Genomic DNA, 25824 nt, shown 5'->3' with positions numbered 1-25824 from the left:
CCCTTACACTTTCAGCACTTCCACCCCCGGCAACGGCTTGCCTTCCATCCATTCCAGGAACGCGCCGCCGGCGGTCGAGACATAGCTGAAATCATCGGCGACGCCGGCCTGGTTCAGCGCCGCCACGGTGTCGCCGCCGCCGGCGACCGCGATCAGTTTTTTTGCCTTGGTGCGTTCAGCGGCGTGCCTTGCCGCGACCATGGTGCCGTGGTCGAACGGCGTCATCTCGAAGGCGCCGAGCGGGCCGTTCCAGACCAGCGTCGCGGCATCGTCGATCGCGGCATGGATGCGCTCGATCGATTGCGGGCCGACGTCGAGGATCATGCCGTCGGCTGGAATCGCATCGAGGCCATAGGCATGCGACGGCGAGTTGGCGGCGAAGTGGAACGCGACCACGGCATCGACGGGAAGGATGATGGCGCAATTGGCGGCCGCGGCCTTTTCGAAAATCCGCAAGGCCGTGGCGGCGAGGTCTTTCTCCGCCAGCGATTTGCCGATCCCGACGCCTTGCGCGTGCAAAAATGTATTGGCCATGCCGCCGCCGATCACCAGCGCGTCGACCTTGCTGACCAGATTCTGCAACAGGTCGATCTTGGTGGAGACCTTCGCGCCGCCGATGATGGCGATGACAGGTTTCTTCGGCGCTTCCAGCGCCTTGCCCAGCGCATCGAGCTCGGCCTGCATGGTGCGGCCGGCGTAAGCGGGGAGTTTGTGGCCGAGCCCTTCGGTGGAAGCATGGGCCCGGTGCGCGGCGGAGAAAGCGTCGTTGACCCAGATGTCGCCGAGTTTTGCGAGCTCGGCGACGAAGGCCGGATCGTTCTTTTCTTCCTCTTTGTGGAAGCGGGTGTTTTCCAGGCAGAGGATGTCGCCATCCCTCATCGCGGCGACGGCGTTTTCCGCGATCTCGCCGATGCAGTCGTCCGCGAACGCCACCGGCCTGTTGATGACTTCCGCCAGCGCGGCCGCGACTGGCTTCAGCGACTGCTTCGGATCGCGCCCCTTGGGCCGGCCGAAATGCGCCAGCAGGATCACCTTGCCGCCCTTGTCGGAAATCTCAGTGATCGTCGGCGCGATCCGCTCTAGCCGCGTGGCATCGCTGACGCGGCCGTTCTCCATCGGCACGTTGAGGTCGACGCGCAGCAGCACGCGCTTGCCGTTGACGTCGACGTCATCGAGGGTGTGGAAATTCGGCATCGGTATGTGTCCCGGACGCGGTGCAGCGCTTCTTCAGCGGTGCACCGCAGAGCCGGGACCGCCGCAAACGAAGCGTCATTGCCGGGCTTGACCCGGCAATCCATCCTCTTCGAAAGACTCTTGCGAAGAAGGATGGATGCGCGGGTCAAGCCCGCGCATGACGAAGTGTTGGTTCGTTACGGCCCCGGCTCTGCAGCGCATCACGCCGCGAAGGGCGGTGCGCTGCGTCCGGGGCGCGAGAATTTACAGCAGCTTCCCCATCGCCACGGCGGTGTCGGCCATGCGGTTGGAAAAGCCCCATTCATTGTCGTACCACGACATCACCCGCACCAAGGTTCCGTTCTGCACCTTGGTCTGGTCCATGTGGAAGGTGGACGAATGCGGGTCGTGGTTGAAGTCGATCGAGACGTTGGGCGCGGTGGTGTAGCCGAGCACGCCCTTGAGCTGCTGCTCGGACGCGCGCTTCATCGCCTCGTTGATTTCCTTCACGTCGGTCTTGCGGGACGCCACGATCTTCAGATCGATCACCGAGACATTCGGAGTGGGCACGCGTATCGCGACGCCGTCGAGCTTGCCTTGCAGTTCCGGCAGCACGAGACCAATGGCCTTGGCGGCACCGGTCGAGGTCGGGATCATCGACATCGCCGCCGCGCGGCCGCGATAGAGATCGCTGTGCAGCGTGTCCAGCGTCGGCTGGTCGCCGGTGTAAGCGTGGATCGTGGTCATGAAGCCGGTCTCGATGCCAACGGTGTCATTAAGCACTTTTGCTACCGGCGCGAGGCAATTGGTGGTGCAGGAGCCGTTCGAAACCACCAGATGGTCTTTTGTAAGTTTGTCATGGTTGACGCCGAACACGATGGTCATGTCGGCGCCGTCGGACGGCGCCGACACCAGTACGCGTTTGGCACCGGCGGTTAGGTGCGCTGCGGCCTTGGCCTTGGCGCTGAAGATGCCGGTGCATTCCAGCGCGATGTCGACGCCGAGATCCTTCCACGGCAGTTTGGTCGGATCGCGTTCCGCCGAAACCTTGATCTTGCCGTTGCCGAGGCTGATGCTGTCGCCATCGACCGTCACGGTGCCGGGAAAGCGGCCATGCACCGAATCGAAGCGCAACAGATGCGCGTTGGTCTCGACCGGGCCGAGATCGTTGATCCCCACCACCTCGATATCCCGGCGGCCGGACTCGGCGATGGCCCGCAGGATGTTGCGGCCGATGCGGCCAAACCCGTTGATCGCGACCCGGACTGCCATTGATAGTTCCTCCAATTTCCCTCGTCATGCCCGGGCTTGTCCCGGGCATTCACGTCTTCTCTTGAGTGCCTGGTAAAGACGTGGATGGCCGGGACAAGCCCGGCGATGACGGCTCACCAAAAGTTGGCCGTTGCTAGCCTTTTTTGCAGGCAATCTCAACCGTCAGGAAATGCGTTTCAGCGCAGCGTTAACCGCGGCCTCGGCTGTGATCCCAAAATGCTTGAACAGGTCCTTGGCCGGCGCGCTGGCGCCAAAACCGTGCATGCCGATAAATTCGCCGTCGTGCCCGATCACCGCGTCCCAGCCCCAGCGCACCGCGGCTTCGATCGCGATTTTCACCGGCGCGTTGCCGATGATGGCGCGCTGTTTTGCCTCATCCAGCGCCAGCAGCAATTCCAGCGACGGCACCGAGACGACGCGCGCCGCGACGCCCTTCTCGGCAAGCTGCTTTTGCGCGGCGACTGCGATCTCGACCTCGGAGCCCGAAGCGAACAGTGAGACCTTCGCTTCGTCCTGCGCGGCGACCAGTTCATACGCGCCCTGGCTGCACGGATTGTCGTTGCGTGCGATGGTGCGCAGTTGCGGCAGGTTCTGCCGCGTCAACGCCAGCACGGTCGGGCCGTCGATGCGATTGAGCGCCAGCTCCCAGCATTCCGCGACCTCCATCGCATCGCAGGGGCGGAACACGCGCATGTTCGGCATCGCGCGCAATGCCGAAAGATGCTCGACCGGCTGGTGCGTCGGGCCGTCTTCGCCAAGCCCGATCGAATCATGCGTCATCACATAGACCACGCCCGTGCCCATCAGCGCCGCCAGCCGAATCGCCGGCCGCGCATAGTCGGTGAACACCAGGAAGGTCGCGCCGTTCGGTGCGAACCCGCCATGCAGGAAGATGCCGTTCATCGCAGCGCACATGCCGTGCTCGCGGATGCCGTAATGGATGAAGCGGCCCTTTGGGGTCTTGGCCGCAAACGCCACCGCGGATTTCGCCTTGTTGTTGTTGGAGCCGGTGAGATCCGCCGAGCCCGCCAAAAATTCCATCGGCATTGCGGCTGCGATCGCCTCGATCGCGGCTTCGGACGATTTGCGGGTCGCGATGTTCTGCGGCGTCTCGATCAGCGCCTTCTTGTGCGCCTTCAGCGCCTTGGCCAGCGACGCCGGCCGCTCATGCCGCAGCCGGCGTTCGAACTCGGCGCGCTTGCGGCTGCCGAGCTCGGCGAAACGCGCCTCCCACTCTTTTCGCGCGGCCGCGCCACCTGCGCCGGCCTCGCGCCAGGCTTGCAACACATCGTCCGGCACCGAGAACGGCTCCAGCGAAATGCCGAGTTTTTCCTTGGCGCCCTTCAACTCGTCGGCGCCGAGCGCCTCGCCATGCGCCTTCGCCGTCCCCGCCCTGGTCGGCGCGCCGTAGCCGATCGTGGTCTTGCAGGCGATCATCGACGGCTTGTTGGACTTTTGCGCCCGGGTGATCGCGGCGGCGATGGCGGCCTGATCCTGGCCGTCGATCAGCTCGGCCGCCCAGCCGGCGGACTTGAAACGCTTCACCTGGTCGACGGAGTCAGCGAGCGAGGTCGGGCCGTCGATGGAAATGCCGTTGTCGTCATACAGCACGATCAGCTTGTTGAGCTTCCAGTGCCCGGCAAGCGTGATGGCTTCCTGCGAGACGCCCTCCATCAGGTCGCCGTCGGAGCAAAGCACATAGGTGTGATGGCTGACGATCTTCTTGCCGAACTCGGCGGCCAGCATCTTCTCCGCCAGCGCGAAGCCGACCGAGGTGGCAATGCCCTGGCCCAATGGGCCGGTGGTGGTCTCGATGCCCTTGGTGTGGAAATTTTCGGGATGGCCGGGTGTCAGCGATCCCAGCTGCCGGAAATGCTTGAGCTGGTCCAGCGTCATGTCGGCAGTGCCGGTGAGATACAGCAGCGCATAGAGCAGCATCGAGCCATGCCCGGCCGACAGGATAAAGCGGTCGCGGTCCGGCCATTTCGGGTCAGCCGCGTCGAATTTCAAAAATTGCGTGAACAGCACGGTGGCGATATCGGCGGCGCCCATCGGCAACCCGGGATGGCCGGATTTGGCCTTTTCAACGGCATCCATGGCAAGGCCGCGAATCGCGTTGGCCATACGGGTGTGATCGACGCTCGCCATGGGGATAATCCGTTTGAGGTGATTGTGCTTGTGAACGCTCCGCGCCGGGATTGGATGCGGTTCCGGCAGCGGGAAATGAGGCATGGGTGGATAGCACCTGCGGCATGGGAGTCCAAGGGCGGGAACCGGCAATGCGTCTGCCGATGCGGCTTTGCGGTGCATAGCTTTTGAGCGCCGTTGCGCTGGCCTCGCTTGCCACGTAAATTTCGTGCGCTAAAGGCTTGCCGCGCCGGGCTTTATGGCCGGCGGCAGCCGCATTGAAGGTTCGCGCCGCCGCTATGAATGATCGCCCCACCCCCGGTTCCGAGCCAGTCGCCGCCGATATCGACGCGGCGACGCGGCGGCTGATGGCGGCGCTCGACGCGCTGGAAAGCGCGGTGGAACGGCGACGCGAGGCCGACCGCGACGAGGACGAGTTGGCGACCCGCATTCAGGCCCTCGGCGCGGATCGCTCGCGGCTAGCCGACGAGCTCGACGGATCGCTGGTGAAAACGCGCAAGCTGGAGCGCGCCAATCGCGAGATCGCCGAACGGCTCGATGCCGCGATCGGCACCATCCGTTCCGTGCTCGACGCGGGAGAGACCTCATGAGCCACATCAACGTCACCATCAACGGCCGCCAGTACCGTATGGCCTGCGAGGAAGGCCAGGAGGCGCGGCTGTTAAAGCTCGCCGAGAGCTTCGAATCGCGGATCGGCAGCCTGCGTGGAAAGTTCGGTGAAATCGGCGATGCGCGCCTCACGGTGATGGCGGCGCTGACGGTGTGCGACGAACTGCTCGACGCCAGCGCGCGCATCCGCACCCTGGAGGAAGAACTCGCGGCGCTCCGCGACGTCCGCGTCGCCGCCGCCGACCGCGCCAGGGCGACGCAGACCGCGGTAGCCGCCGCGCTGAATTCGGCCGCCGACCGCATCGAGAAGACGACGCAGGTGCTGAATCGCACGATCGGCGGCGGGGTGGCGATCGGGTGAATTTCCTTACCCTCCCCTGCCCTCCAGGGGGGTGAAGCAAATGCTGGCGTCTCGCCTCCATACCTCCTACATTACCCCTGCGAAGCTGTGTCGCGCGTCAGGAGCCATATATCCCCGGGGCCTTATCGATCCTTCCGGGAACTGTCCCTGGCCAGGTTCGTGGACCTGGCTACATGGTGCCCACCTACTTTCGTAGGGAACTCCGGGATCGAGTGCTCCAACGGCCATCGCGGCTTCGCACTTCAATTCAAGTACGGCGCGTTCTTACCTCTCCCCGCTCTTCCGCGGGGAGAGGTCGCCGCGCTTTTGCGCGGCGGGTGAGGGGCCAGGCACTGTGCGCAACGCAGTGGAAGGACGCTCGGATCGGAAGGTTGCATCGACCAAATCCGCCGCATTTTTCTTCAAGAGTCCCGACCCGACGGGCTGTGATCTTGTCCGGCGCAGTGCCTGGCCCCTCACCCGGATTGCTTCGCAATCCGACCTCTCCCCGCGAAAGAGCGGGGAGAGGTTGAGAACAGCGGCTTTCGCGATTTGTGATCGCAGAATATAAAGCTGCATGTCATCCACCCCGTCAAAAGGTGATCTGCGCACCGCCGCGCTCGCGCGGCGCGAGGCGTTGAGTGACGAGCAGCGCGCCGCTGCGGCCGAAGCCATCGCCAAACGCGGACTGCCCGTTGCGATCAAACCCGGCACCATCGTCGCCGGCTACTCGCCGATCCGCAGCGAGATCGATCCCACACCATTGATGAAAAACCTCGCAGCCCAGGGCGCGCAACTGGCGCTGCCGGCGATCACCGCGCGCGGCAAGTCGCTGATCTTTCGCGCCTGGTCGCCCAACGACAGACTGATGCTCGGATCGCTCGGCATTTTGGAGCCGTCGCCCGCCGCCGCCGAACTCGTTCCCGACGTCATGCTGGTGCCGCTGGCGGCGTTCGACCGCGCCGGCCACCGCATCGGCTATGGCGCCGGACACTACGACGTGACGCTGGCGCATCTGCGCAAGGCGAGAGCCAGCGTCGCCATCGGCCTTGCCTTCGCCGTGCAGGAAATCAAGGCAGTCCCGATGCAGCCGCACGACGTGGCGCTGGATTATGTGCTAACGGAAAAGCACGCATTCGATTTCCGGAGCAGCTAGTTGCGTATCCTTTTTATTGGCGACGTCGTCGGCAAGACCGGGCGCACTGCCATTCTCGAACGACTGCCCGGCCTGATCCGCGACTGGACGCTCGATCTCGTCGTCGTCAACGGCGAGAACGCCGCCGGCGGATTCGGCATTACGGAGGCGATCTACAATGATTTCATCGACGCCGGCGCCGACGCGGTCACGCTCGGCAACCACGCCTGGAATCAGAAGGAGGCGCTGGTGTTCATCGAGCGCGCGCCGCGCCTGGTCCGCCCGCTGAATTTTCCGCGCCATACGCCCGGCCGCGGCGCGGCATTGGTCGAAACCAAGCGCGGCGCCCGCGCGCTCATCATCAACGCCATGGGCCGCGTGTTCATGGAGCCGCTCAACGATCCCTTCGACGCGGTCGCCCGGGAACTCGATGCCTGTCCGTTGCGCGAGGCAGCCGACGCCATCGTGGTAGATATCCATTGCGAGGCCTCGAGCGAAAAGCAGGGCATGGGATTTTTCTGCGACGGCCGCGTCAGCCTGGTGGTCGGCACCCATACCCATGTGCCGACCGCCGATCATCAAATTCTTGCCGGCGGCACCGCCTACATGACCGATGCCGGCATGACTGGCGATTACGATTCGGTGATCGGCATGCAGAAGGAGGAGCCGCTGCATCGCTTCCTCACCGGCATCCCTTCGGGGCGATTCGAGCCGGCCGGCGGTGTCGCGACGCTGAGCGGCGTCGCGGTAGAAACCAACGACTCAACCGGCCTCGCGCTCCGCATCGCGCCGGTGCGGATTGGGGGCAGGCTGGAGCCGGCGATGCCGGAGTTTTGGGTGGGTTAATCTCGTGCCCCGGACGCAACGCAGCGCGCAGCTCTTCGCGGAGCGTTGCGCTGCAGAGCCGGGGTCGAGCTTTTGAACCGTAGCGGGGTTCCGGTTCTGCGAAGCGGCATGAAGAATGCCGCATCGCGCCCGGGACACGAGCACCTCACTCCGCCTTGATATTCGCCGCCTTCACGATCGGCCACCATTTTGCGATCTCGGCGGTCTGATGCTCTTTCAGCGCCGCCGGCGTCTGTTTTTCGGGCGGCGGCGTCTCCTGGCCCAGTTCGAGAAACCGCCGCTGCACGGCGGGATCGGCCAGCGCCACCCGCACCGCGGCGTTCAGGATCGCGACGACCTCGCTAGGTGTGTTCTTCGGCGCCCAGATGGCGTGCCAATAGGCGATATAAAGTCCCGGCACTCCCGCTTCATCCACAGTCGGAATATCCGGCGCCGTGGCAAGCCGCGTGCGCGAGGTCACGGCGTAAGCCTTGACCGTGCCGCCGCGCACCTGCGGCAGCGAATTGGTGGCCTGGTCGAACATGATATCGATCTGTCCGGCCATCAGGTCGTTGAGCGCTGGCCCGGCGCCGCGATAGGGCACAAACGCAAAGCTGGTGTCGGTCAGGTTCTGGAAGAAAACGCCGGCAACATGGGCACCGGAGCCAGGTCCCGCGGTACCCGCAGTCGCCTTGTTCGAATTGTCCTTCAGCCAGCCGATCAGTTCCCGCAGATCCTTTGCGGCAAGTTTCGGCTTGCCGATGATGAGCTGCGGGCCGTTGCCGACCAGCGCCACCGGCTCGAAATCGTTCAGCACGTCATATTGCAGCGCATAGACCGCGCCGTTGAGCACATGCGTGCCCCAGTGCCCGATGGTGAGGCTATAGCCATCCGGGTTGGCCCGCGCGGCGCGCAGCCCGGCGATGGCGCCGGACGCGCCGGTGACGTTTTCGATCAGCACGGTCTGCCCCAGCGTGCCCCGCATATGCTCGGCCAGAATCCGCGCCAGCACGTCGGTGGGCCCGCCGGCCGCGAACGGCACGATCAACGTAATGGAACGCGACGGAAAGTGTTGCGCCCGCGCCGCGGCCGGCCACGCCGTCGCGGCACCTGCCGCCGCCTTGATGAAATCGCGCCGTCTCATGGAGCCCCCTCCCATTCTGCTCGTCATGCCCGGGCTTGTCCCGGGCATCCACGTTTTCTTTTTTGACAGCTTGCAAGACGCGGATGGCGGGGACAAGCCCGGCGACGACGAACTTACGTATGGTCTCGTGCCCCAGCCGCGATTCCGGCTGGGCTAGTCGCGGCCGCCTGTGCATTATATGCGGACAACAGGGGTCATCGTGGCGAGCGAGCGCGTGGAACGGCGATTGGCGGCGGTGCTGGCGGCGGACGTCGCCGGCTACAGCCGTTTGATGGGCCGCGACGAGGAAGGCACGCTGGCGCGGCTGAAATCGCTGCGCAAGACGCTGGTCGATCCCGCGATCGCGGCGTATCGCGGCCGCATCGTCAAGACCACCGGCGACGGCCTGCTGGTGGAATTTGGCAGCGCCGTAGACGCGGCGCGCTGCGCGGTCGAAATCCAGCGCGGCATGGCCGCGCAAAACGCCGGCGTGCCGCAGGACACACGCATCGAATTCCGCATCGGCATTCACGTCGGCGACATCATCATCGACGACAACGATATTTTCGGCGATGGCGTCAACATCGCGGCACGCCTGGAAGGCATCGCCGAACCCGGCGGAGTCTGCGTTTCCGACGACGCGCAGCGGCAAGTCCGCGGTAAGGTCGAGGCCGCGTTCGACGACATGGGTCCGCAGAGCCTGAAGAACATCGACGAACCGATGCGGGCGTGGCGCGTGCGGATTGGCGATTCCTCACAGCCAGCGCCGGCCAAGCCGCCGGGCGAGATCGCCCAGCCTCTCGCGTTCCCCGACAAACCCTCCATTGCGGTGCTGCCGTTCCAGAACATGTCCGGCGATCCGGAGCAGGAGTATTTCGCCGACGGCATGGTGGAGGACATCATCACCGCGCTGTCGCGCTTCAAGTCGCTGTTCGTGATCGCTAGAAATTCGTCGTTCACCTACAAAGGCAAGATGATCGATATCAAGCAGGTTGGGCGCGAACTCGGCGTGCGCTACGTGCTTGAGGGAAGCGTCCGCAAGGCTGCCGGGAGAGTTCGGATAACCGGACAATTGATCGAAGCGGCGACCAACAGCCATCTTTGGGCGGACAAGTTCGATGGTGACCTGGCGGATGTATTCGAGCTTCAAGACAAGATCACCGCCAGCGTGGTGGGTGCGATTGCCCCAAAACTCGAGCAGGCCGAGATCGAACGCGCCAAGCGCAAGCCTACCGAGCGGCTCGATAGTTATGACTTTTTCCTGCGCGGAATGGCATTGACCTACCGGAGGTCGATCGCCGAGGCCTGCGCATCATTCAGGGAGGCTTTCGCGCGAGATCCGGAATATGCCGCAGCCTATGCGATGACTGCCTTTCTTATGAAGCTGCCTCAATCGATCGAGGGCACGCCTTTGCCTGTCGAAGTACGCCTGGAGGCCATTCGATACGCTCAACTCGCCGCGAGGCTGGCGAACGAGGACGCTTTCGCTTTGGCAAGGTCCGCGCATGTGCTCGCCTTCCTCGGACGCGAATATGAGCAGACGGATGCCATGATCGAGCAAGCGGTCGTTCTAAATCCCAATCTCGCTGTTGTTTGGTTCAGTCGTGGCTGGATTTCCATCATGCGGGGGGAACCCGAGCGCGCTATCGGAAGTTTCGATCACGTGATGAGGCTCAGCCCGCTCGATCCTTTGCGACGGGGAATCTGGTACGGTAATGCGTGCGCATACAACGCGCTTCGTCGCTATGACGAGGGTTGCACGTCTGCGATGAGGGCGGTTCAAGACAATCCCGATACTCATTCGCTCGGAGCCTTTATCATGAACGGAGTGCCGGCCGGTCGTATCGCGGAAGCGCGGGATGCGATCGGCCAACTCCTAAGACTTCGGCCAAACTTCCGGATTTCCCACGTACTTGAAATCTTCCATACGCGCGACGCCGAATGGGGTGGCAGAATGGTAGCCGCTTTTCGCCAAGCGGGATTGCCCGAATGACGCGCAACGAGGGTCTCGCGCCCCGGACGCAGCGCTACGTGCGGACACAAAGCACGAACCGTCATCCTGAGGAGCCGCGCAGCTTGCGCGGCGTCTCGAAGGATGGCCAGGAGTACCTGTGTTTGCGGCCATCCTTCGAGGCTCGCCGTGAAGAACGACGAGCACCTCAGGATGACGACGGAGGATAGTGGCTACAGCTTGTACGCCGTGCGGAACCCGCCCCAGTGCCGGCCCTGCACACGGATCGGCACGTCGATCTCGCGCATCATGATGGTCTTGCCGTTGCCCATGTCGCGGGCGTAGCTCTGGATCAGATAGGAGCGGGTGTTCTGGCCCGCCGCCAATCCCGCCTTGTCATTGAAGATGCGGCGGTTGCGGCTGTTGGCGGTGTTCCAGGTGACGTCGCCGGGCCGCTGGGGGTGCGAATAGATCTTATTGTGCACCGGCAGGTAGCCGTTGCGGTCGATCATGGCGCAGAACACCATGCGCGGGTCTTTCGCCAGAAACGCTTCCTGGAATTCGGGCAGCGCGCGGTCCGCCCAATCAAGGATTCGCGTGCGGTGCTGCACAGGGTTGGAGCCGGGAATCTCGACATAGTCGGTGTCGAACATGTCGTCGATCGAGATTGCGCCGCTCGCAACCGCGCTCTCGAAAATCCTGGTCAGCGCGGTGCCGGCATCCATGGCGCGGGTGACGAATTCGGTGTTCTCGTCATGGATCGACCATAGCTTGTCTTCGATCGCTTCGCGTAAAGCTGCATCGGGCGCCTCGAAGCGCGCCCACGCGCCCGCGGCCGAACGCTCGGTGACGCGGATCTTGCAGCCGCCGATATCCTGCAGGGTGGCGGCACAGGTTTCATTCGTCGGCAGCCTCTCGGTGCCCGGGCCGGAAATCAAAATGCCTTCCATCGAAATTTCGTAGACCGCGGCAGCGACCTTGCCGCCGCGCGCGGCGATCTCGATCCTGAGGTGGCACGGCAGCCGCTCGCGCTTGCGCTCTTCCTCGCGTTCGTCCTGGCGCAGCAGGACCGCGCAGCGCGATTTCAGCTTTTCGGCGAACATCGTGACGGCCTTGCCGGCTTCCGCGACGCTTGTCCCGTGGGCCTCGGCCTCCTTGGTGGCCGCGTCGATTTCGGCGGCGCTGTTGCCGACCGAGACGATGAAGTGCGAGGCGGACGCGGCATTCTGCGACATGTCGCTGGTAGTTTCGTTCTGCTCGGCCACCGCGCTGTTGACGTGTTCGAACACTGGGCGGATCGCCTCGATCGCCTTGGAGATGCGATGCACGGCGTCGACGGAACCGGCGGCGTCCTTCTGCAGCGCGTCGATCTTCTGCTTGATTTCTTCCGTGGCGTTTTGGGTCTGTACCGCAAGTGCCTTCACTTCGGAGGCCACCACCGCAAAGCCGCGGCCGGCCACCCCGGCGCGCGCGGCCTCGATGGTGGAATTCAGCGCCAAGAGCGTGGTCTGTTTTGCGATTTGCGCAATTAGGTTCACGACATTGCCGATCGCGGCGGAGGATTCCCGCAGGCGGTCGACATTGAGGCTGGCTTCATGCGCCGCGGCGCTGGCCTGGTCGGCGAGCTTCGAGGCGTCGCGCACCTGCGCCCCGATGCCCTCGGCGGAGTGGGTGAATTTTTCCGCGGCTTGCGAAAACGTGGTGGCGGTGGACTGCGCGGCGCTGGTGCGGCCCGTCAGCGCGTCGGTGCGGGAGCGGATATTGGACAGCGTCGCGGCGGTCGATTGTGCGCCGCCGGCCACCGAATTGGCCGCGCGCTCGAGCTGGCGGATCATGGCGCCGAGTTCGAGTTCCAGCAGTTCGAGGATTTCCTTGGCCGAATCGTGGTGCGCGACATCGGCGGCCGCCGCCGGGGGCATCTCGGGGGCGGCCGCCGCGTCAGCCGGCTTCTGGTCAGGTTTTCGGAACAGGCTAAACGCCATCGCTTCTCTCGATATGAAGGAATCCGGGCCCGCATCCTCGCATTCCCCGGTGAAGTCATGGTTAACGATTGCCTGACGCTGGGGGCACTCTCAGCCGTCATTGCGAGGAGCCCTTGCGACGAAGCAATCTCCCCACCCTAACCCTCCCCCGCGAGCGGGGGAGGGAAGGGAGGGGGTTCTGGATTGCTTCGCTGGCATCGGGCGCGCATTCGCGCGACCCATTGGCTCGCAATGACGGCCGATGGCTTTGATTTTACGGGGTTTGCGGCCTATAACCCCGCGCTTTCCACCCTTCGCATCCTGAACGCAGCCTAGAGACCCGCATGGCCGGACATTCCCAATTCAAGAACATCATGCACCGCAAGGGCCGGCAGGATGCCCAGAAGTCAAAATTGTTCTCCAAGCTGGCGCGGGAAATCACGGTGGCGGCCAAGATGGGCCAGCCGGATCCGGCGATGAACGCCCGGCTGCGCGCCGCCATCATTTCGGCCCGGCAGGAGAACATGTCGAAGGATTCCATCGAGCGCGCGGTCAAGAAGGCGATCGGCAATGAGGCCGAGAATTACGACGAGATCCGATACGAGGGCTATGGCCCCGGCGGCGTCGCGGTGATTGTCGAGGCGCTCACCGACAACCGCAACCGCGCCGCCTCCGACATCCGCTCCTACTTTACGAAGTCCGGCGGCAACCTCGGCGAGACCGGTTCGGTGGCCTTCATGTTCGACCGTACCGGCATCATCGAATACGACGCAAACGTCGCCTCCGACGACGCCATGCTGGACGCCGCGATCGATGCCGGCGCCGACGACGTGGTGTCGAGCGAAAACGGCCACGAAGTCTACGCCTCGCAGGAAACCTTCCGCGAGGTGGCAAAAGCGCTGGAGGCAAAATTCGGCGAAGCCCGCAAGGCTCAGCTTACCTGGAAGCCGCAAAACACCGTGCCGGTGGACGACGAGACCGGCGAGAAACTCTTGAAGCTGATCGATCTGCTCAACGAGCACGACGACGTGCAGAACGTGTATGCGAATTTCGAAGTGTCCGACGCGCTGGTCGTGAAGATGGGCGGGTAGGGAGGGCGGCCGCGGCTCTGCAGCGCACCGCTTCGCAAGGCTTCGCGCTACGCGGCGTCCGGGGCACAAACCTCTCAGGGAGCGTAGCGATGAAGCAACCCAATTCTTGCTTCGGGCTTCTGGATTGCTTCGCTTCGCTCGCAATGACGGTGGGGGAACGGCCTGTTGCTATTTCGTTCTTGCCGCTCCGGCAGTATCACTACCGCATGACACCGCTTCCGATTCGCATCCTCGGCATCGATCCCGGCCTGCGCCGCACCGGCTGGGGCGTGATCGAGACCTGCGGCAACCGGCTGACGTTTATCGGCTGCGGTTCGGTCGAGCCGCCGGACGGTCTGCCGCTGGCGCGCCGGCTGCTGGCGATCCACCAGGGGCTGACAAAAGTGCTGGACGAGTTCGAGCCCGCCGAGGCCGCGGTCGAGCAGACCTTTGTCAACAAGGATGGTGTCGCGACGCTGAAGCTTGGGCAGGCGCGGGGGGTGGCGATGCTGGCGCCGGCGATGTTCGGAATAGCGGTGTCGGAATATGCACCCAACCAGGTCAAGAAGACCGTGGTCGGCGCAGGGCATGCCGACAAGCACCAGATCCTGGTGATGCTAAAACTCCTGCTGCCCAAGGCCGACCCGAAATCCCCCGACGCCGCCGACGCGCTGGCCGTCGCCATCACCCACGCGCACCACCGCGCCAGCACCGCGCTGCGGCTGAAGGTGGTGGGCGCATGAGTGATTACCCCGCGTCGTCCCCGCGAAGGCGGGGACCCATAACCCCTGGCAATGCTTGTTGCGGAAGGCCTCTACCCCATTGCCGAAACGAGGCGACACGGCGTATGGGTCCCCGCCTTCGCGGGGACGACTCATCGTGTGTTGCACGATTGAGGCCAGCATGATCGGTAAACTCAAGGGCCTGATCGACAGCTACGGCGAGGACTACGTTATCCTCGACGTCAGCGGCGTCGGCTATCAGGTGCATTGCGCGGGGCGAACGCTGCAGGCGCTGCCCGCGCCCGGCGAGGCCGCGGTGCTGTCGATCGAGACTTACGTGCGCGAGGATCAGATAAAGCTGTTCGGCTTTCGCAGCGACGTCGAGCGCGAATGGTTTCGGCTGCTGCAGACCGTGCAGGGCGTCGGCGCCAAGGTGGCGCTGGCGGTGCTCGGCACGCTGCCGCCGTCCGATCTTGCCAATGCGATTGCGCTGCGCGACAAGGCCGCGGTGGCGCGCACGCCGGGCGTCGGCCCGAAGGTCGCCGAACGCATCGTCACCGAATTGAAGGACAAGGCGCCTGCATTTTCGAACGTCGATCCGGCGCTGGTGCACCTGGCAGGCAGCCTCGACGATCACCGCGCCCCGCGCCCGGTCACCGACGCGATCTCCGCACTGGTCAATCTCGGCTACGGCCAGCCGCAGGCGGCGGCCGCCATCGCCGGTGCGTCGCGCATCGCAGGCGAGGGCGCGGAGACCGCGCAACTGATCCGGCTCGGGCTGAAGGAACTGGCGCGGTGAGTGTTGGTGTTGCGCTGGTGGTTGTTCCCCCTCCCCCCTTGAGGGGGAGGGTCGGGGAGGGCGGTAGCCCCGGGCGCCGGCGCTTGTGGCTTACCCCCCTCCCGACGCTGCTGCGCAGCGTCGACCTCCCCCTCAAGGGGGGAGGTGTTGATGAACATTATCGCCGCGCCTCAGAATTAAGAGCGCGCTCCCATCGTGCTAGCATCACCCCATGACCACTTCGCCCCGCATCGTCACCCCCGAGCGCCGCGAGGATGACGGCGCCGACACCGCGCTGCGGCCGCAACGGCTGTCCGAATTCGTCGGCCAGCAGCAGGCGCGCGCCAATCTGCAGGTGTTCATCGACGCCGCGCGAAAGCGGGGCGAGGCGCTGGACCACGTGCTGTTTGTCGGCCCCCCTGGGCTGGGCAAGACCACGCTGGCGCAGATCGTGGCGCGCGAGCTCGGCGTCGGGTTTCGCGCCACCTCCGGCCCCGTCATCGCCAAGGCCGGCGATCTCGCCGCATTGCTGACCAATCTCGAAGAGCGCGACGTGCTGTTCATCGACGAGATCCATCGCCTCAGTCCCGCGGTGGAAGAAGTGCTGTATCCGGCCATGGAGGATTTTCAGCTCGACCTGATCATCGGCGAGGGCCCGGCGGCGCGCTCGGTGAAGATCGAACTGGCAAAGTTCACGCTGGTAGGCGCCACCACGCGGGCGGGCCTGCTGACCAATCCGCTGCGCGACCGATTCGGGATTCCGGTTCGGCTGAATTTCTATACCGAGGCGGAGCTGGAACAGATCGTCACCCGCGGCGCCCGCGTGCTGAAAATCGGCATGACAAAGGATGGCGCCAACGAGATCGCGCGCCGCGCCCGCGGCACCCCGCGCATCGCCGGCCGCCTGCTGCGACGGGTGCGCGATTTCGCCTCCGCCGCCGATGCCGCCTCGATCGACCGCGCCATCGCCGACCACGCGCTGATCGCGCTCGAAGTCGACGCCGCCGGACTCGATGCGATGGACCGGCGCTATCTCTCCACCATCGCGATGAATTACGGCGGCGGTCCGGTCGGCGTCGAAACCATGGCCGCGGCGCTGTCGGAGCCGCGCGACGCCATCGAGGACATCATCGAGCCGTTTTTGATCCAGTGCGGCTATCTGCAGCGCACCCCGCGCGGCCGCCTCCTGACCTCGCACGCCTTCCGCCACCTCGGGCTCGCTGAGCCCTCGCGCGACCCGGCGCAGTTCGGGTTGTTCGGCGGCGGCGAGGAGGAGTGACTCGTGTCCCGGGCGCGATGCAGCGCGTAGCTCTTGCGAAGCGCTGCTTCGCAGAACCGGGATCCCGGTTGCGGTCTTAGCAAGCTGGGCCATAGCGCGTTGAAGATGCGCGCAAACGCGCTTATGGCTCTGCAGCGTACCGCTTCGCAACAGCTACGCGCTGCACTGCGTCCGGGACACGAGACGCGCCTGCTGACGATCTGCACAAACGCACCCCAATTCGGCTGCAATCCCCGCGCAGGATGACGGTGCATCACGATTAACCATTCATGATTTCACGGCGGCAGTTCTTTCGTTTCATCGGCGGATTGGGAGCGCTCAGCGCTTCAACCGCGGCCTACGGGTTTGGTGAACCCCTGCTGCGGCTTCGTGTCGCGCGTTACGATATTACGCCACTGAGGTGGCCCGCGAACTTCCAGCTCAAGATCGCTGTCATCGCCGATCTTCATGCCTGCGATCCCTGGATGTCGCTGGAGCGCATCGAGGGGATCGTCGAGCGCACCAATGCGCTGGGCGCCGACATCATCGTCATGCTCGGCGATTATGTGGCCGGGCATCGCCGCGTGACGCGCTACATTCCTGCGAGCGAATGGGCGCCCGTGCTCGCCGGCCTGAGGGCGCCGCTCGGCGTGCACGCGATTCTCGGCAATCACGACTGGTGGGAGGACAAGGCCGTGCAGCGCGAGGGGCAGGGACCGACCATCGCCCGCCGCGCGCTCGAAGCGGCCGGCATTCCGGTTTACGAAAACGATGCACAGCGGCTGACCAAGGGCGGCCGCCCGTTCTGGCTCGCCGGGCTTGGCGATCAACTGGCTTACGTTCCGGCGCGCCGCTTCCGCCCGGTGCGGCGCATCGGCGTCGACGATCTCGCGGCGACGCTTGCGAAAGTCACCGACGACGCGCCGGTGATCCTGCTGGCGCACGAGCCCGACATCGCAGCGCGGGTGCCGGCCCGCGTGGCGCTGCAGCTCTCCGGCCATACCCATGGCGGCCAGGTGCGCCTGCTCGGATGGTCGCCGGTGTCGCCGTCGGGACCAAAGCTGGTCTATGGCCACATCCGCGTGAACTGCGACATCGTCATTTCCGGCGGCCTCGGATGCAGCATCATGCCCTTCCGCTTCGGCGTGCCCCCCGAAATCGTGCTTGTGACGCTGGGCGGGGCAAGCTCAGCCGCGGCATAACGCACCGACCCGCGGTTGCAAACACGGGCGCAATACTGGGCAGCAGACGTGGAAACCGGCATCCAGCGACGCTACGTTTGAAACCCGCTCCGGAGCCTGACCGTGACAACCACGACGCCTCCCCGACGATGAGTGCCGATCTGCTCGAGCAAATGCGGCGCAATCCGCTCGGGGACTGGACCATCAGCGACGTAGAGAAGGTTTGCCGCGCTTATGGCCTGTGGTTTCGGGCCGGCCGGGGGACATCCCATTGTCATGCCAAACATCCTTCCGCACTCGAAATATTGACCATTCCGGCTCGCCGGCCGATCAAGCCGGTCTACATTCGCAAACTTGTGCGTTATATTGATGCCCACGGAGTCCGGAAATGAAACTGGAATATGCTGTGCGGATTGATCGGCTGGCTGAGAGCGACGGCGGAGGATATCTCGCAACCGTACCGGAGCTTCCGGGCTGTATGTCGGATGGCGCAACGCCGGAAGATGCCCTCAGAAACGTGCAGGAGGCCATTGCGTCGTGGATCGAATCCGCGAAGGCGTGGAAGCAGGAAATTCCGAAACCTGCTCCGCCGCTGGCCCGCGCCGGATAGAGCCGCCCTGCCGCTATGAGTTCAGCCGCCGAAAAAGTTGTCGAAGTCCTTGAATTGCTGCCCGAGGACATGCGCGAGCCGGCAGGTGAGTATTTGCTTTCTCAGGCCAAAAAATTTCGCGCGCTCAAGGACGCGGTTGATGAAGGGATGGGCGACGTTGAGGCAGGGCGCGTCCGCCTACGGAATTTAGCCGATTTCCTGCAGCGTGCGCGCCACCGATGACCTCCCATCTCGACGGCGCGATCCGCGACGGCCGGCATCATATGCAAATCCGGGTCTATTACGAGGACACGGATTTTTCCGGCATCGTCTATCACGCCAATTATCTGCGCTTCATGGAGCGCGGGCGGACCAATCACCTGCGGATGATGGGCGCGGAACAGCACGCGCTGTTCGCGGAGGCGCTAGCCGAAACGCCGGGCTTTGCCTTCGTGGTGCGGTCGATGCAGATCGACTTTCTGAGGCCCGCGCGCATGGACGACGTGCTGGACGTGGTCAGCTGGCCGATCGAGGTGAAGGGGGCGTCGATCACGCTGGCGCAGGAAGTGCGCCGCGGCGGCGATGTGCTGGTCAGGGCGAAGGTGCGCGTCGCCTTCATCAGCGAAGGCCGCGCGCAGCCGATTCCGAAAGCGCTGCGGGTGATGATGAAGGCGGATGTGGAGTGAAACTCCGCCGTCGTCCCGGTGAAGGCCGGGACCCATACCCACCGTGCTCGCGATTCAGGAACGATGTTGCAACAATCGCTTCAATCGCCGACGCCGGTGGTTATGGGTCCTCGCCTGCGCGGAGACGACTCGTGGAGGGACACGAGACTCACGCCGCCGCCTTGTGCCGCGCCAGTTCCGCCTTGTACAGGGCGAACTCCTCACCCAGCGCCTTTGCGATGCTCGGCCGCGCGCGGGTGCGCCCGTAATAGGCCTTGATGTTGGGCCATTTTGCCAGATCGATCGGTGGCGTCGCCATGGTCCAGTTGATCACGGTGATGAGATAGGCGTCCGCGACGCTGAAATGGTCGAGCAGGAATTCTCTGCCCACGAAATAGCTGTTGAGATAGTCCAGCCGGGACAGGCCTTTCTCCAACGTGTAGGCCTTGGCCTCGGCCGGCGCGGTCTAGCGACGTCAGCGATGCTATGTAAATCGTCGTTTTGTATTGCGATCAGCGAGCGAACTCAGCTAATAGGACCCGATGAAGCTCGAGATATTTGGAAGCTACGTTCAGTCATGAATAACCCATCCGCAATTTCCACTTCACACCGTCAGGAGATCGGTCGCGGAGAACGTTTCGAGTTCGGCGACAACTGGGCTCACTTCCTGTCCGTGGTCGACGATGAGCGGATATCCCGGGCGGAAGCGGCGATCAAGCAGATGCTCGAAGTGGAAGATCTGAAGGGCAAGACGTTTTTGGACGTCGGCAGCGGAAGCGGATTGTCGTCTCTTGCTGCCAGGCGGCTCGGCGCCCGGGTGTTTTCGTTCGATTATGATCCGCAGTCGGTTGCGTGTACGGTCGAGCTCAAGCGCCGCTATTTTGAAGCGGATCCGAGTTGGACGGTGGAAGAAGGTTCGGCGCTAAACGCGGATTATCTGGCCCGATTGGGTAAGTTCGACGTCGTGTATTCCTGGGGTGTTCTTCATCATACCGGGGCGATGTGGGACGCGCTCGCCAATGTGGCTGCAAATGTGAGCGAGGGTGGAAAGCTCTTTATCGCGCTCTACAATGATCAAGGAAGGGCGTCGAAGGCCTGGTGGATTGTCAAGAAGGCTTATGTCTCGCTTCCGAAGCCGCTGCGGTTTATCGTGGTTTGGCCGTGCTTGCTGAAGTTGTGGGGGCCGGCGACTATTCGCGATCTGGTTTTCCTGCAGCCGTTTTCGACCTGGATCAACTACAAGAAAAATCGAGGCATGTCGCCTTATCGCGACGTGATCGATTGGGTTGGCGGATTTCCGTTCGAGGTTTGCAAGCCCGAAGAAGTTTTTGATTTTTATAAATCAAAGGGCTTTGAACTTACCAGACTTTCAACCTGTGCAGGCGGCATCGGTTGCAACGAATTCGTTTTCGAGCGAAAGCCCGTTTTGCCCGGCGACCCGACCTGAGTTCATCCGGCTCGGCTGTTCCGAACAGTCAATCAGGGAACTCTCAACGACGCCCTGGCTCTGAAGCTGAGCCAGCATACACCGGCAAGATTCACCAGCGCGCCCAGGACGTGCGCGACAATAATCGCGTGCAGGCCGTACCGGGACGTAAATGCAACGGCGATCGACAGCATGACCAGATCGCGCGGCAGAAGGGTCACGAAAATCGAGGCCCACATTCGGTTGTTGGCCTGGACGCTCATGTAGAGTGCGATCACGGCCGCTTCCGCCACGGCTGCGATCATCATCAACTGCAGTTCGAGAGCAGCCGACGCGAAGCCGCGGCCAAACAAAGTCAGCGCCTCTTTGGCGAACACGGCAAAGAAGGCGGCCGACGCGGCGGCAACGCCGAGACTCACCATCAAGGCGGTGCGGAATATCCGCAGCGCTACGTCGGGCTGTCCGGTTGCCAGGGCTTTTTCGGCGGATGGCTGCAGAGCCAGGGCGACGACCGAGGCGGGCAATACGATCAGCGATTTGATCATGAGAATGACGCTATAGGATCCGACCTCCGAGAAGTCCTGGGTATTTCGCGCCAGGATTGTCGGAAGCAACCAAAGCGTCGGGATCGTAATGCATGTCGCCAGGCCGGCCGGGAGTTGGTACGTGCTGATTTCGCGCAGGACCGATCGGTCCGGCATACCGCGCCAGGAAAGAGCCATTCCAGGTTCCTTCCTGCGTATTTCCAGCAATGCGGCGCTCCCCATGATCAGGCTGCGCAATGTCGAGCCCGCCACGAAGCCGACAACGGCTCCGTTCAGATCGCCCTGCCATGCGCCGGCAGCCACAATCGCGACAAACAGCACGCCCGAAACCACGGAAGAAATCGCCAGCATTCGAAAGCCGTGCAGCCCCTGAAGCAATCCACCCAGAAACACCATGCCGACCAGGCTCGGGACAGAAAGCGACACGAGTCCGATCGGCCCAGCCAAAGAGGGCTCGAGAAAGACACTGCGTGAAAGAAAACCGGATCCGAGCCCCAGCGCTGCGAGACCAAGCAATCCGCTGACCAGGCAGAACGTGCCGCAGATCCAGATCACCGAGAGCAGTCGCGCGCGGTCGTGGGCAAAACGCGCAACGAACCTGGAGACCGTCGAGCCCAGCGCAAATTGCAGGATGTTGGCTGCGTAGAACGCGGTCAGATTGAGCAGCGAGAACTTTCCATAGGCGGCATGGTCGAGCAGCTTGATGACCAGGAAATTGCTTACAAACGTCGAACCCTGATGGCTGAACGTCGCCACCGCATTCCAGTACGAATGCCGGAACAACGTCTTCAGCATGGGACTGGCACGTTTTTGCACGTATCGTTTGTCATCTGGCTCGCGCGGCTCCAAGGAAGCCATCAGGCCTCGCAGCACACCTTGAACTCACGACGCATCTATTTTGCGGCATCTCGCGGCGTGAACGTGCTCTGGTCGGATCGGACGATTGACACGATATGCCGGATGGCCAGAAACACCCCGACGAAAACCAGCAGCCGGAAAGCGATGAAGGTGACCCAGTAGAACGTTGCCGCACGATAGCTGTAATATATCGCCGTCAGCAGCCAGATATAACACACCGTCAGCAGGAAGCTTGGCGGGCGCTTGACGTATTGCCGATAAAAAAATCCGAGCACCAGCGCAAGACAAACGCCGCGGAGGAAAAGCTCGGGATTTCCCCAACCTGCTTCCGCCTGCGACTGTACGCCAAACATATAGCCCGAGCCGGTTTCGCTATATCCACTCTCGAGCAGATACCAGATTGACGGATCGATTTTCTCGGTTGGAAGAAGCTGCTGAGGGATCAGCATCAACAATTCGCTCCACCGAACCTGTGGAGGTACCTTGAGACCATCGGCGACCATATCACGTACATGAAGAGCCGTGCCCATCAGGACCTGGAATTCATTGGCGGTTGAAAAGTCGCTTGCATGATTCGAATAGTCGCGGACGTAGCCATACGCCAGCAGGAGCGACAGGAACAGAATTCCGACGGCGGCAGCAACCGGTACGCTAATCGGTCGAACCAGTCTGTGAAACGACAGCACCGTCGCAAGTACCAGGAAAGCAAAATAGCTGCGCGGACCGAACAGCGCCACGGTAGAAAATAGCTCGCTGAAGAGAAAGACCACCAGCGCGAATCTCGCCCATTTGTTTTTCCAAAGGCCTACCAGCGCGACGATCAGCGCGAGTTTCGCAATTCGCTGAACGGCCATGATGTTGTGGGTGATCTGCGCGACCAACAGCGGCAGATTTGGATTGATGCCGTCAGCTGGAAATTCGGTATCGGCTTGCGAAAGCGACACCCCAAAAGCAAGATTGATCGCCGTCTGGTAGAAGAAGCAGGCCGCCACTATAGACGCGCAGATCGCGACGTCGGTCGCTGTCACGGGAATCACGATGGCCGAGGCTGGTTTCTTCAGGTTCAAAATGACAAGAACATACGTCACGCAGAATCCGGACAGATAAAGCGCTCCGCGCCATACATAAGCGGCGACGTCGTCCACATTCGTGTGGAGCAAAACCAGCCGGGTGTCGGAGGTGTCCGACCATTCGAATCCGGAAAGCGCAAAAAAAACCCCGGGCAACGCGATATAAATCAGGGCGGAGCCCGCGGCGAAAAAACCGACATGAAAAACCAGGTTCTGGCCGTCATGAAGGTACAGAAAGCAGGAGAAAACCGCAAAAATCCAGGTGGCCGCCAGCACAGGCGCCAGCACGAGTTGCAGGTCGGGCTCCGCCAGCAGCAGTGCGACGGTCGAACCGGCGCTGGATACGACAAAGGCTATATAAGCCAGCAGCAAACGCCGCGTCGGCCGGGGTTGACGGTTCGATGCGACCGTAAGCCGCCGAGGTTCGAAATTTGACAGGGTGGTCAAGTCGCGACGTCGGACTTGGAGCGCGGCACGGGAAACATCAATACCACAAGCAACCACACCGCGGCGGCTACAACCAGGCCGATCAGCGTTGCCAATCCACGCCCAATGCCGACGAATCGGGTTTCCGGTTCGATCGGATTGGTTCTTGATTCATCGAAACGCGACAGAATGCGCTGCATCTGCATCCCGATATTCGCCAGCGCGTTTTCCGTGGAATTTGCCGCGTCATCTTCTTGGACGTCGGATTGCTTCGCCTGCTTGAGTATTTCCTTGGTCAAGCCGATCGAAGCACCGTCACCGATACGCGAGTCGAATAAATCCGCAAAACGGACAAACGTCTCCAGTCGCAATCGTTCGTGCTCCGCCAATCGCAACTTTTCCACCAATTCGGCGCGATCAGTCTCCAGTCCGATGATTTGCTGGAACGGAGAAAGATTGCGCGTGCCTGCGATTTGAAACTGGACGGAGGGAGCCAGGCCGGAGGGGGAAACGGCGAGGTCCTTTTCGTCCTTATGCCGGTCCTTGAGGCGCTCCATACTTTCGATCCGGCGATCGGCGGATGCCAGGTCGGATCGGAGATTCGCAACCGTTTCCCGGTTCGTCGCCAGCTCGGTTCGTGCGCCAGGACCCCATCTGCGCAAACTCAATCTGAGTGAGATCTCGGCCAGACTGTCACGTGCATATCCCATCGCCAGCTTCGCCAACCTGATCGCGGTTTCCGGCTCTCTGGCGGTCGCATAAACTTGGAGGTCGGACTGCAATCCTTGAGAGCCGATTTGCCGGCTCACTTCCTCCTTGGCATACACGTCCGGCAGATCGCGGGTGTCTTTCCGCGACAGCCGAAAAACATGTTCGATCCTGATCGGGCTGTTCAAATTTCGAACGAACTGACGATGAATCTTCTCAAAGTCCGCGGAGCCGATAATCTTTTGCTTTTCGCCATACTTTTCGAACATCTCGGGCGAGCTGAAAAGCGGCTCCGTCTCGCGAAACGTTGTCAAGTCACCTGACATGGCCAGAGAAAATCTCGCCTGATACTTCACAAGAAAAAAATGCTGAACCGCAAGCCCCGCGAGCGCTCCAAGCAGCAGCAAAGACAGCAGCAGGAGCGGTCTCATGGGCTTGATAACAACCGACAATTCGTTCATAAATCCTGAGGATTTCATGATTTACCTGAACCATATCGGTGTTCGTTCGTCAATCGCGGCGATACTATCGATGGCCTATGCCGCGTGCGAACGATCGTGATCCACCTCTGATCCGGATTCGATACGTGCCGAGTTTGGTCGTTGTCAATCGGAAGGAGTGAGGCTGTGTGGGTGCTGATCCTGTTGCTGCACAACGTCCACGGAGGTACGATCGCATCGGTGCCGGGGTACAAGTCGGAAGTATCGTGCAAGGCGGCGGGAGAAGAATACACAAAGCGGATCAGCGGCGAACTCGCCAAGATCGGGGGATTTGTCTGCATCCCCGGCCCCTAAATTGCCGAAGTTCTGTCCCGACCTCCATCAACTGCCGCCTAAACCCCGAAGTATTCACGATACCAATGCACGAAGCGGGCCACCCCCTCCTGCACCGGGGTGGCGGGCCGATAATTGACCGCTTCGATGAGCGAACTGACATCCGCGCAAGTGTTCGGCACGTCGCCAGGCTGCAGCGGCAGCAATTCGCGGGTGGCTTTCTTGCCGAGCGCTTGTTCGATCGCTTCGACATATGCGGTGAGGTGAACCGGCGCGTTGTTGCCGATATTCAGGATGCGAAACGGCGCATTGCTCGTCGCGGGATCCGGATTGTCGCTGTTCCAGCCGGGATTGGGACGGGCGACCTGGTCGCTGACGCGGATGACGCCTTCAACGATGTCGTCGACGAAGGTGAAGTCGCGGACGTGTTCGCCGTTGTTGAAGAGTTTTATGGGCTCGCCCGCCAGAATGCTCTTGGTAAACAGGAACAGCGCCATGTCGGGCCGGCCCCAGGGCCCGTAGACCGTAAAAAATCGAAGCCCGCTGGTCGGCAATCCGAACAGGTGGCTGTAGCTGTGAGCCATTAGCTCATTGGCGCGCTTGGTGGCGGCATAGAATTGCAACGGATGGTCGACGCCGCGATGCTCGCTGAAGGGCATGTTGGTGTTCGCTCCGTAAACGCTGCTGGTGCTGGCGTAGGTCAGATGCGCGACATTGGCGTGCCGGCACGCCTCCAGAATTCGGGTGAAGGCGACGATGTTGCTTTCAACATAAGCCATCGGGTTGGACAGGCTGTAGCGAACGCCAGCCTGAGCCGCGAGGTGAATGACGCGGTCGAAAGGGCCGTCGGAAAAGCAGCGTTCGACCGCGGCAGGGTCGGCCAGATCGGCCCGGTGAAATCGATAGTCGCCGGAACTCTGCAACGCCATCTGCTGCAGGATTTCGAGCCGGGATTCCTTGATCTGCGGGGAATAGTAGTCGTTCACGACATCGATCCCGACGACGGAATCGCCGCGTTGAAGCAGCCGGGCGGCGGTATGAAAGCCGATGAATCCGGCGTTGCCGGTGACCAAAATTCGCATGTCGCACTATCGCCCCGCCGTAGTCGTCCATTCTGGTTTCCGGGCACCCGGGCCACGAATGGTCCGGACCGCGGGCCGCCGCTTCAGCCGCAGCGCCGATCGTTGTCAGGCGCGGCATGTCGCCTTCTTAACCGTC

The 25824-nt window shown here is 62.8% G+C and carries 25 protein-coding genes, 1 other RNA gene and 1 pseudogene; 17 read left to right on the top strand and 10 right to left on the bottom strand.

Going from position 1 to position 25824, the window contains the following annotated elements; all coding sequences use genetic code 11:
* Positions 1-3: 3 nt before the first annotated feature.
* The 3 genes from VGP39_RS01750 to tkt form a co-directional block, all read right to left on the bottom strand.
* Positions 4-1194 carry a phosphoglycerate kinase gene (locus tag VGP39_RS01750; protein ID WP_327566383.1) on the bottom strand — a complete coding sequence of 397 codons (1191 nt, stop codon included), beginning with the start codon at positions 1192-1194 and terminating at the stop codon, positions 4-6.
* 243 nt (positions 1195-1437) lie between these two features.
* Positions 1438-2445: a type I glyceraldehyde-3-phosphate dehydrogenase gene (gene gap / locus VGP39_RS01745; protein WP_327566382.1), complete on the bottom strand. Its 1008-nt coding sequence runs from the start codon at positions 2443-2445 to the stop codon at positions 1438-1440.
* A gap of 162 nt (positions 2446-2607) precedes the next feature.
* Complete coding sequence (gene tkt, locus VGP39_RS01740; RefSeq protein ID WP_327566381.1) at positions 2608-4593, bottom strand: transketolase; 1986 nt, start codon at positions 4591-4593, stop codon at positions 2608-2610.
* A 278-nt stretch (positions 4594-4871) separates the two neighbouring features.
* Between tkt and VGP39_RS01735 the strand changes: the two genes are divergently transcribed.
* From VGP39_RS01735 to VGP39_RS01715, 5 genes are all read left to right on the top strand, one after another.
* On the top strand, positions 4872-5183 hold the full coding sequence (locus VGP39_RS01735; RefSeq protein ID WP_327566380.1) for a DUF4164 domain-containing protein: 312 nt from the start codon (positions 4872-4874) through the stop codon (positions 5181-5183).
* Positions 5180-5563, top strand: coding sequence for a cell division protein ZapA (locus tag VGP39_RS01730; protein WP_327566379.1), 384 nt, complete (start codon positions 5180-5182; stop codon positions 5561-5563). The genes VGP39_RS01735 and VGP39_RS01730 overlap by 4 nt, the downstream gene beginning before the upstream one ends.
* Positions 5564-5642: 79 nt before the next feature.
* Positions 5643-5803, top strand: a non-coding RNA gene (gene ssrS / locus VGP39_RS01725) — 6S RNA.
* Positions 5804-6119: 316 nt separating this feature from the next.
* Positions 6120-6698, top strand: coding sequence for a 5-formyltetrahydrofolate cyclo-ligase (locus VGP39_RS01720; RefSeq protein ID WP_327566378.1), 579 nt, complete (start codon positions 6120-6122; stop codon positions 6696-6698).
* On the top strand, positions 6699-7523 hold the full coding sequence (locus VGP39_RS01715; RefSeq protein ID WP_327566377.1) for a TIGR00282 family metallophosphoesterase: 825 nt from the start codon (positions 6699-6701) through the stop codon (positions 7521-7523).
* Positions 7524-7668: 145 nt separating this feature from the next.
* Here VGP39_RS01715 and VGP39_RS01710 read toward each other — a convergent pair whose 3' ends face one another.
* Positions 7669-8646 (bottom strand): tripartite tricarboxylate transporter substrate-binding protein, encoded by a 978-nt coding sequence (locus VGP39_RS01710; protein ID WP_327566376.1) that lies wholly within the window; start codon positions 8644-8646, stop codon positions 7669-7671.
* 199 nt (positions 8647-8845) lie between these two features.
* On the opposite strand from VGP39_RS01710, the gene VGP39_RS01705 reads away from it, so the two are divergent.
* The gene (locus VGP39_RS01705) at positions 8846-10618 is read left to right on the top strand and encodes an adenylate/guanylate cyclase domain-containing protein (RefSeq protein ID WP_327566375.1); all 1773 of its coding nucleotides are present in this window, start codon (positions 8846-8848) and stop codon (positions 10616-10618) included.
* Positions 10619-10809: 191 nt separating this feature from the next.
* Here the strand turns inward: VGP39_RS01705 and VGP39_RS01700 are convergent, their stop codons facing one another.
* Positions 10810-12558: a methyl-accepting chemotaxis protein gene (locus VGP39_RS01700; RefSeq protein ID WP_327566374.1), complete on the bottom strand. Its 1749-nt coding sequence runs from the start codon at positions 12556-12558 to the stop codon at positions 10810-10812.
* Positions 12559-12881: 323 nt separating this feature from the next.
* Here VGP39_RS01700 and VGP39_RS01695 point away from each other — a divergent pair, with 323 nt between their 5' ends.
* The 9 genes from VGP39_RS01695 to ybgC all read left to right on the top strand — a co-directional run bounded on the left by VGP39_RS01695 (position 12882) and on the right by ybgC (position 18821).
* Entirely contained in the window at positions 12882-13628 is a 747-nt protein-coding gene (locus tag VGP39_RS01695; protein WP_327566373.1) for a YebC/PmpR family DNA-binding transcriptional regulator, read from the top strand.
* 206 nt (positions 13629-13834) lie between these two features.
* Complete coding sequence (gene ruvC / locus VGP39_RS01690) at positions 13835-14350, top strand: crossover junction endodeoxyribonuclease RuvC (protein WP_327566372.1); 516 nt, start codon at positions 13835-13837, stop codon at positions 14348-14350.
* A 160-nt stretch (positions 14351-14510) separates the two neighbouring features.
* Positions 14511-15128 carry a Holliday junction branch migration protein RuvA gene (gene ruvA, locus VGP39_RS01685; RefSeq protein ID WP_327566371.1) on the top strand — a complete coding sequence of 206 codons (618 nt, stop codon included), beginning with the start codon at positions 14511-14513 and terminating at the stop codon, positions 15126-15128.
* A gap of 211 nt (positions 15129-15339) precedes the next feature.
* Complete coding sequence (gene ruvB, locus VGP39_RS01680) at positions 15340-16386, top strand: Holliday junction branch migration DNA helicase RuvB (protein ID WP_327566370.1); 1047 nt, start codon at positions 15340-15342, stop codon at positions 16384-16386.
* Between the two features lie 269 nt (positions 16387-16655).
* Positions 16656-17567 (top strand): metallophosphoesterase, encoded by a 912-nt coding sequence (locus VGP39_RS01675; RefSeq protein ID WP_327566369.1) that lies wholly within the window; start codon positions 16656-16658, stop codon positions 17565-17567.
* Between the two features lie 128 nt (positions 17568-17695).
* Positions 17696-17938, top strand: coding sequence for a type II toxin-antitoxin system HicA family toxin (locus VGP39_RS01670; RefSeq protein WP_327566368.1), 243 nt, complete (start codon positions 17696-17698; stop codon positions 17936-17938).
* Positions 17935-18156 carry a type II toxin-antitoxin system HicB family antitoxin gene (locus tag VGP39_RS01665; protein ID WP_327566367.1) on the top strand — a complete coding sequence of 74 codons (222 nt, stop codon included), beginning with the start codon at positions 17935-17937 and terminating at the stop codon, positions 18154-18156. Before VGP39_RS01670 ends, VGP39_RS01665 begins: the two co-directional genes overlap by 4 nt.
* Before the next feature lie 15 nt (positions 18157-18171).
* Positions 18172-18378, top strand: a complete 207-nt coding sequence (locus tag VGP39_RS01660) for a hypothetical protein (RefSeq protein ID WP_327566366.1) — start codon at positions 18172-18174, stop codon at positions 18376-18378.
* Positions 18375-18821, top strand: a complete 447-nt coding sequence (gene ybgC / locus VGP39_RS01655; protein ID WP_327566365.1) for a tol-pal system-associated acyl-CoA thioesterase — start codon at positions 18375-18377, stop codon at positions 18819-18821. The genes VGP39_RS01660 and ybgC overlap by 4 nt, the downstream gene beginning before the upstream one ends.
* A gap of 148 nt (positions 18822-18969) precedes the next feature.
* On the opposite strand, the pseudogene VGP39_RS01650 reads toward ybgC, so the two are convergent.
* Positions 18970-19263 (bottom strand): annotated as a pseudogene (locus VGP39_RS01650) (glutathione binding-like protein); the annotation flags it as partial.
* 114 nt (positions 19264-19377) lie between these two features.
* On the opposite strand from VGP39_RS01650, the gene VGP39_RS01645 reads away from it, so the two are divergent.
* Entirely contained in the window at positions 19378-20247 is an 870-nt protein-coding gene (locus tag VGP39_RS01645; protein ID WP_327566364.1) for a class I SAM-dependent methyltransferase, read from the top strand.
* Positions 20248-20279: 32 nt separating this feature from the next.
* On the opposite strand, the gene VGP39_RS01640 is transcribed toward VGP39_RS01645, so the two are convergent.
* Genes VGP39_RS01640 through VGP39_RS01630 form a run of 3 tightly spaced genes read right to left on the bottom strand, consistent with a single transcriptional unit; the run spans position 20280 to position 24294 of the window.
* Positions 20280-21629, bottom strand: coding sequence for an oligosaccharide flippase family protein (locus VGP39_RS01640; RefSeq protein WP_327566363.1), 1350 nt, complete (start codon positions 21627-21629; stop codon positions 20280-20282).
* Positions 21630-21664: 35 nt separating this feature from the next.
* Entirely contained in the window at positions 21665-23146 is a 1482-nt protein-coding gene (locus tag VGP39_RS01635; protein WP_327566362.1) for a hypothetical protein, read from the bottom strand.
* On the bottom strand, positions 23143-24294 hold the full coding sequence (locus tag VGP39_RS01630; RefSeq protein WP_327566361.1) for a hypothetical protein: 1152 nt from the start codon (positions 24292-24294) through the stop codon (positions 23143-23145). Before VGP39_RS01630 ends, VGP39_RS01635 begins: the two co-directional genes overlap by 4 nt.
* A gap of 165 nt (positions 24295-24459) precedes the next feature.
* On the opposite strand from VGP39_RS01630, the gene VGP39_RS01625 reads away from it, so the two are divergent.
* A complete protein-coding gene (locus VGP39_RS01625) occupies positions 24460-24627 on the top strand; it encodes a hypothetical protein (RefSeq protein ID WP_327566360.1) in 168 nt (55 codons plus the stop codon).
* Positions 24628-24665: 38 nt separating this feature from the next.
* On the opposite strand, the gene VGP39_RS01620 is transcribed toward VGP39_RS01625, so the two are convergent.
* Entirely contained in the window at positions 24666-25688 is a 1023-nt protein-coding gene (locus VGP39_RS01620; RefSeq protein ID WP_327566359.1) for an NAD-dependent epimerase, read from the bottom strand.
* Between the last annotated feature and the right edge of the window lie 136 nt (positions 25689-25824).

Source organism: Bradyrhizobium sp. (genome assembly GCF_036009065.1).
In the GTDB taxonomy this organism is placed as follows: Bacteria; Pseudomonadota; Alphaproteobacteria; order Rhizobiales; family Xanthobacteraceae; genus Bradyrhizobium.
Note: the sequence above shows the minus strand (reverse complement) of the source record. Positions and strands in the feature narration are given on the sequence as shown.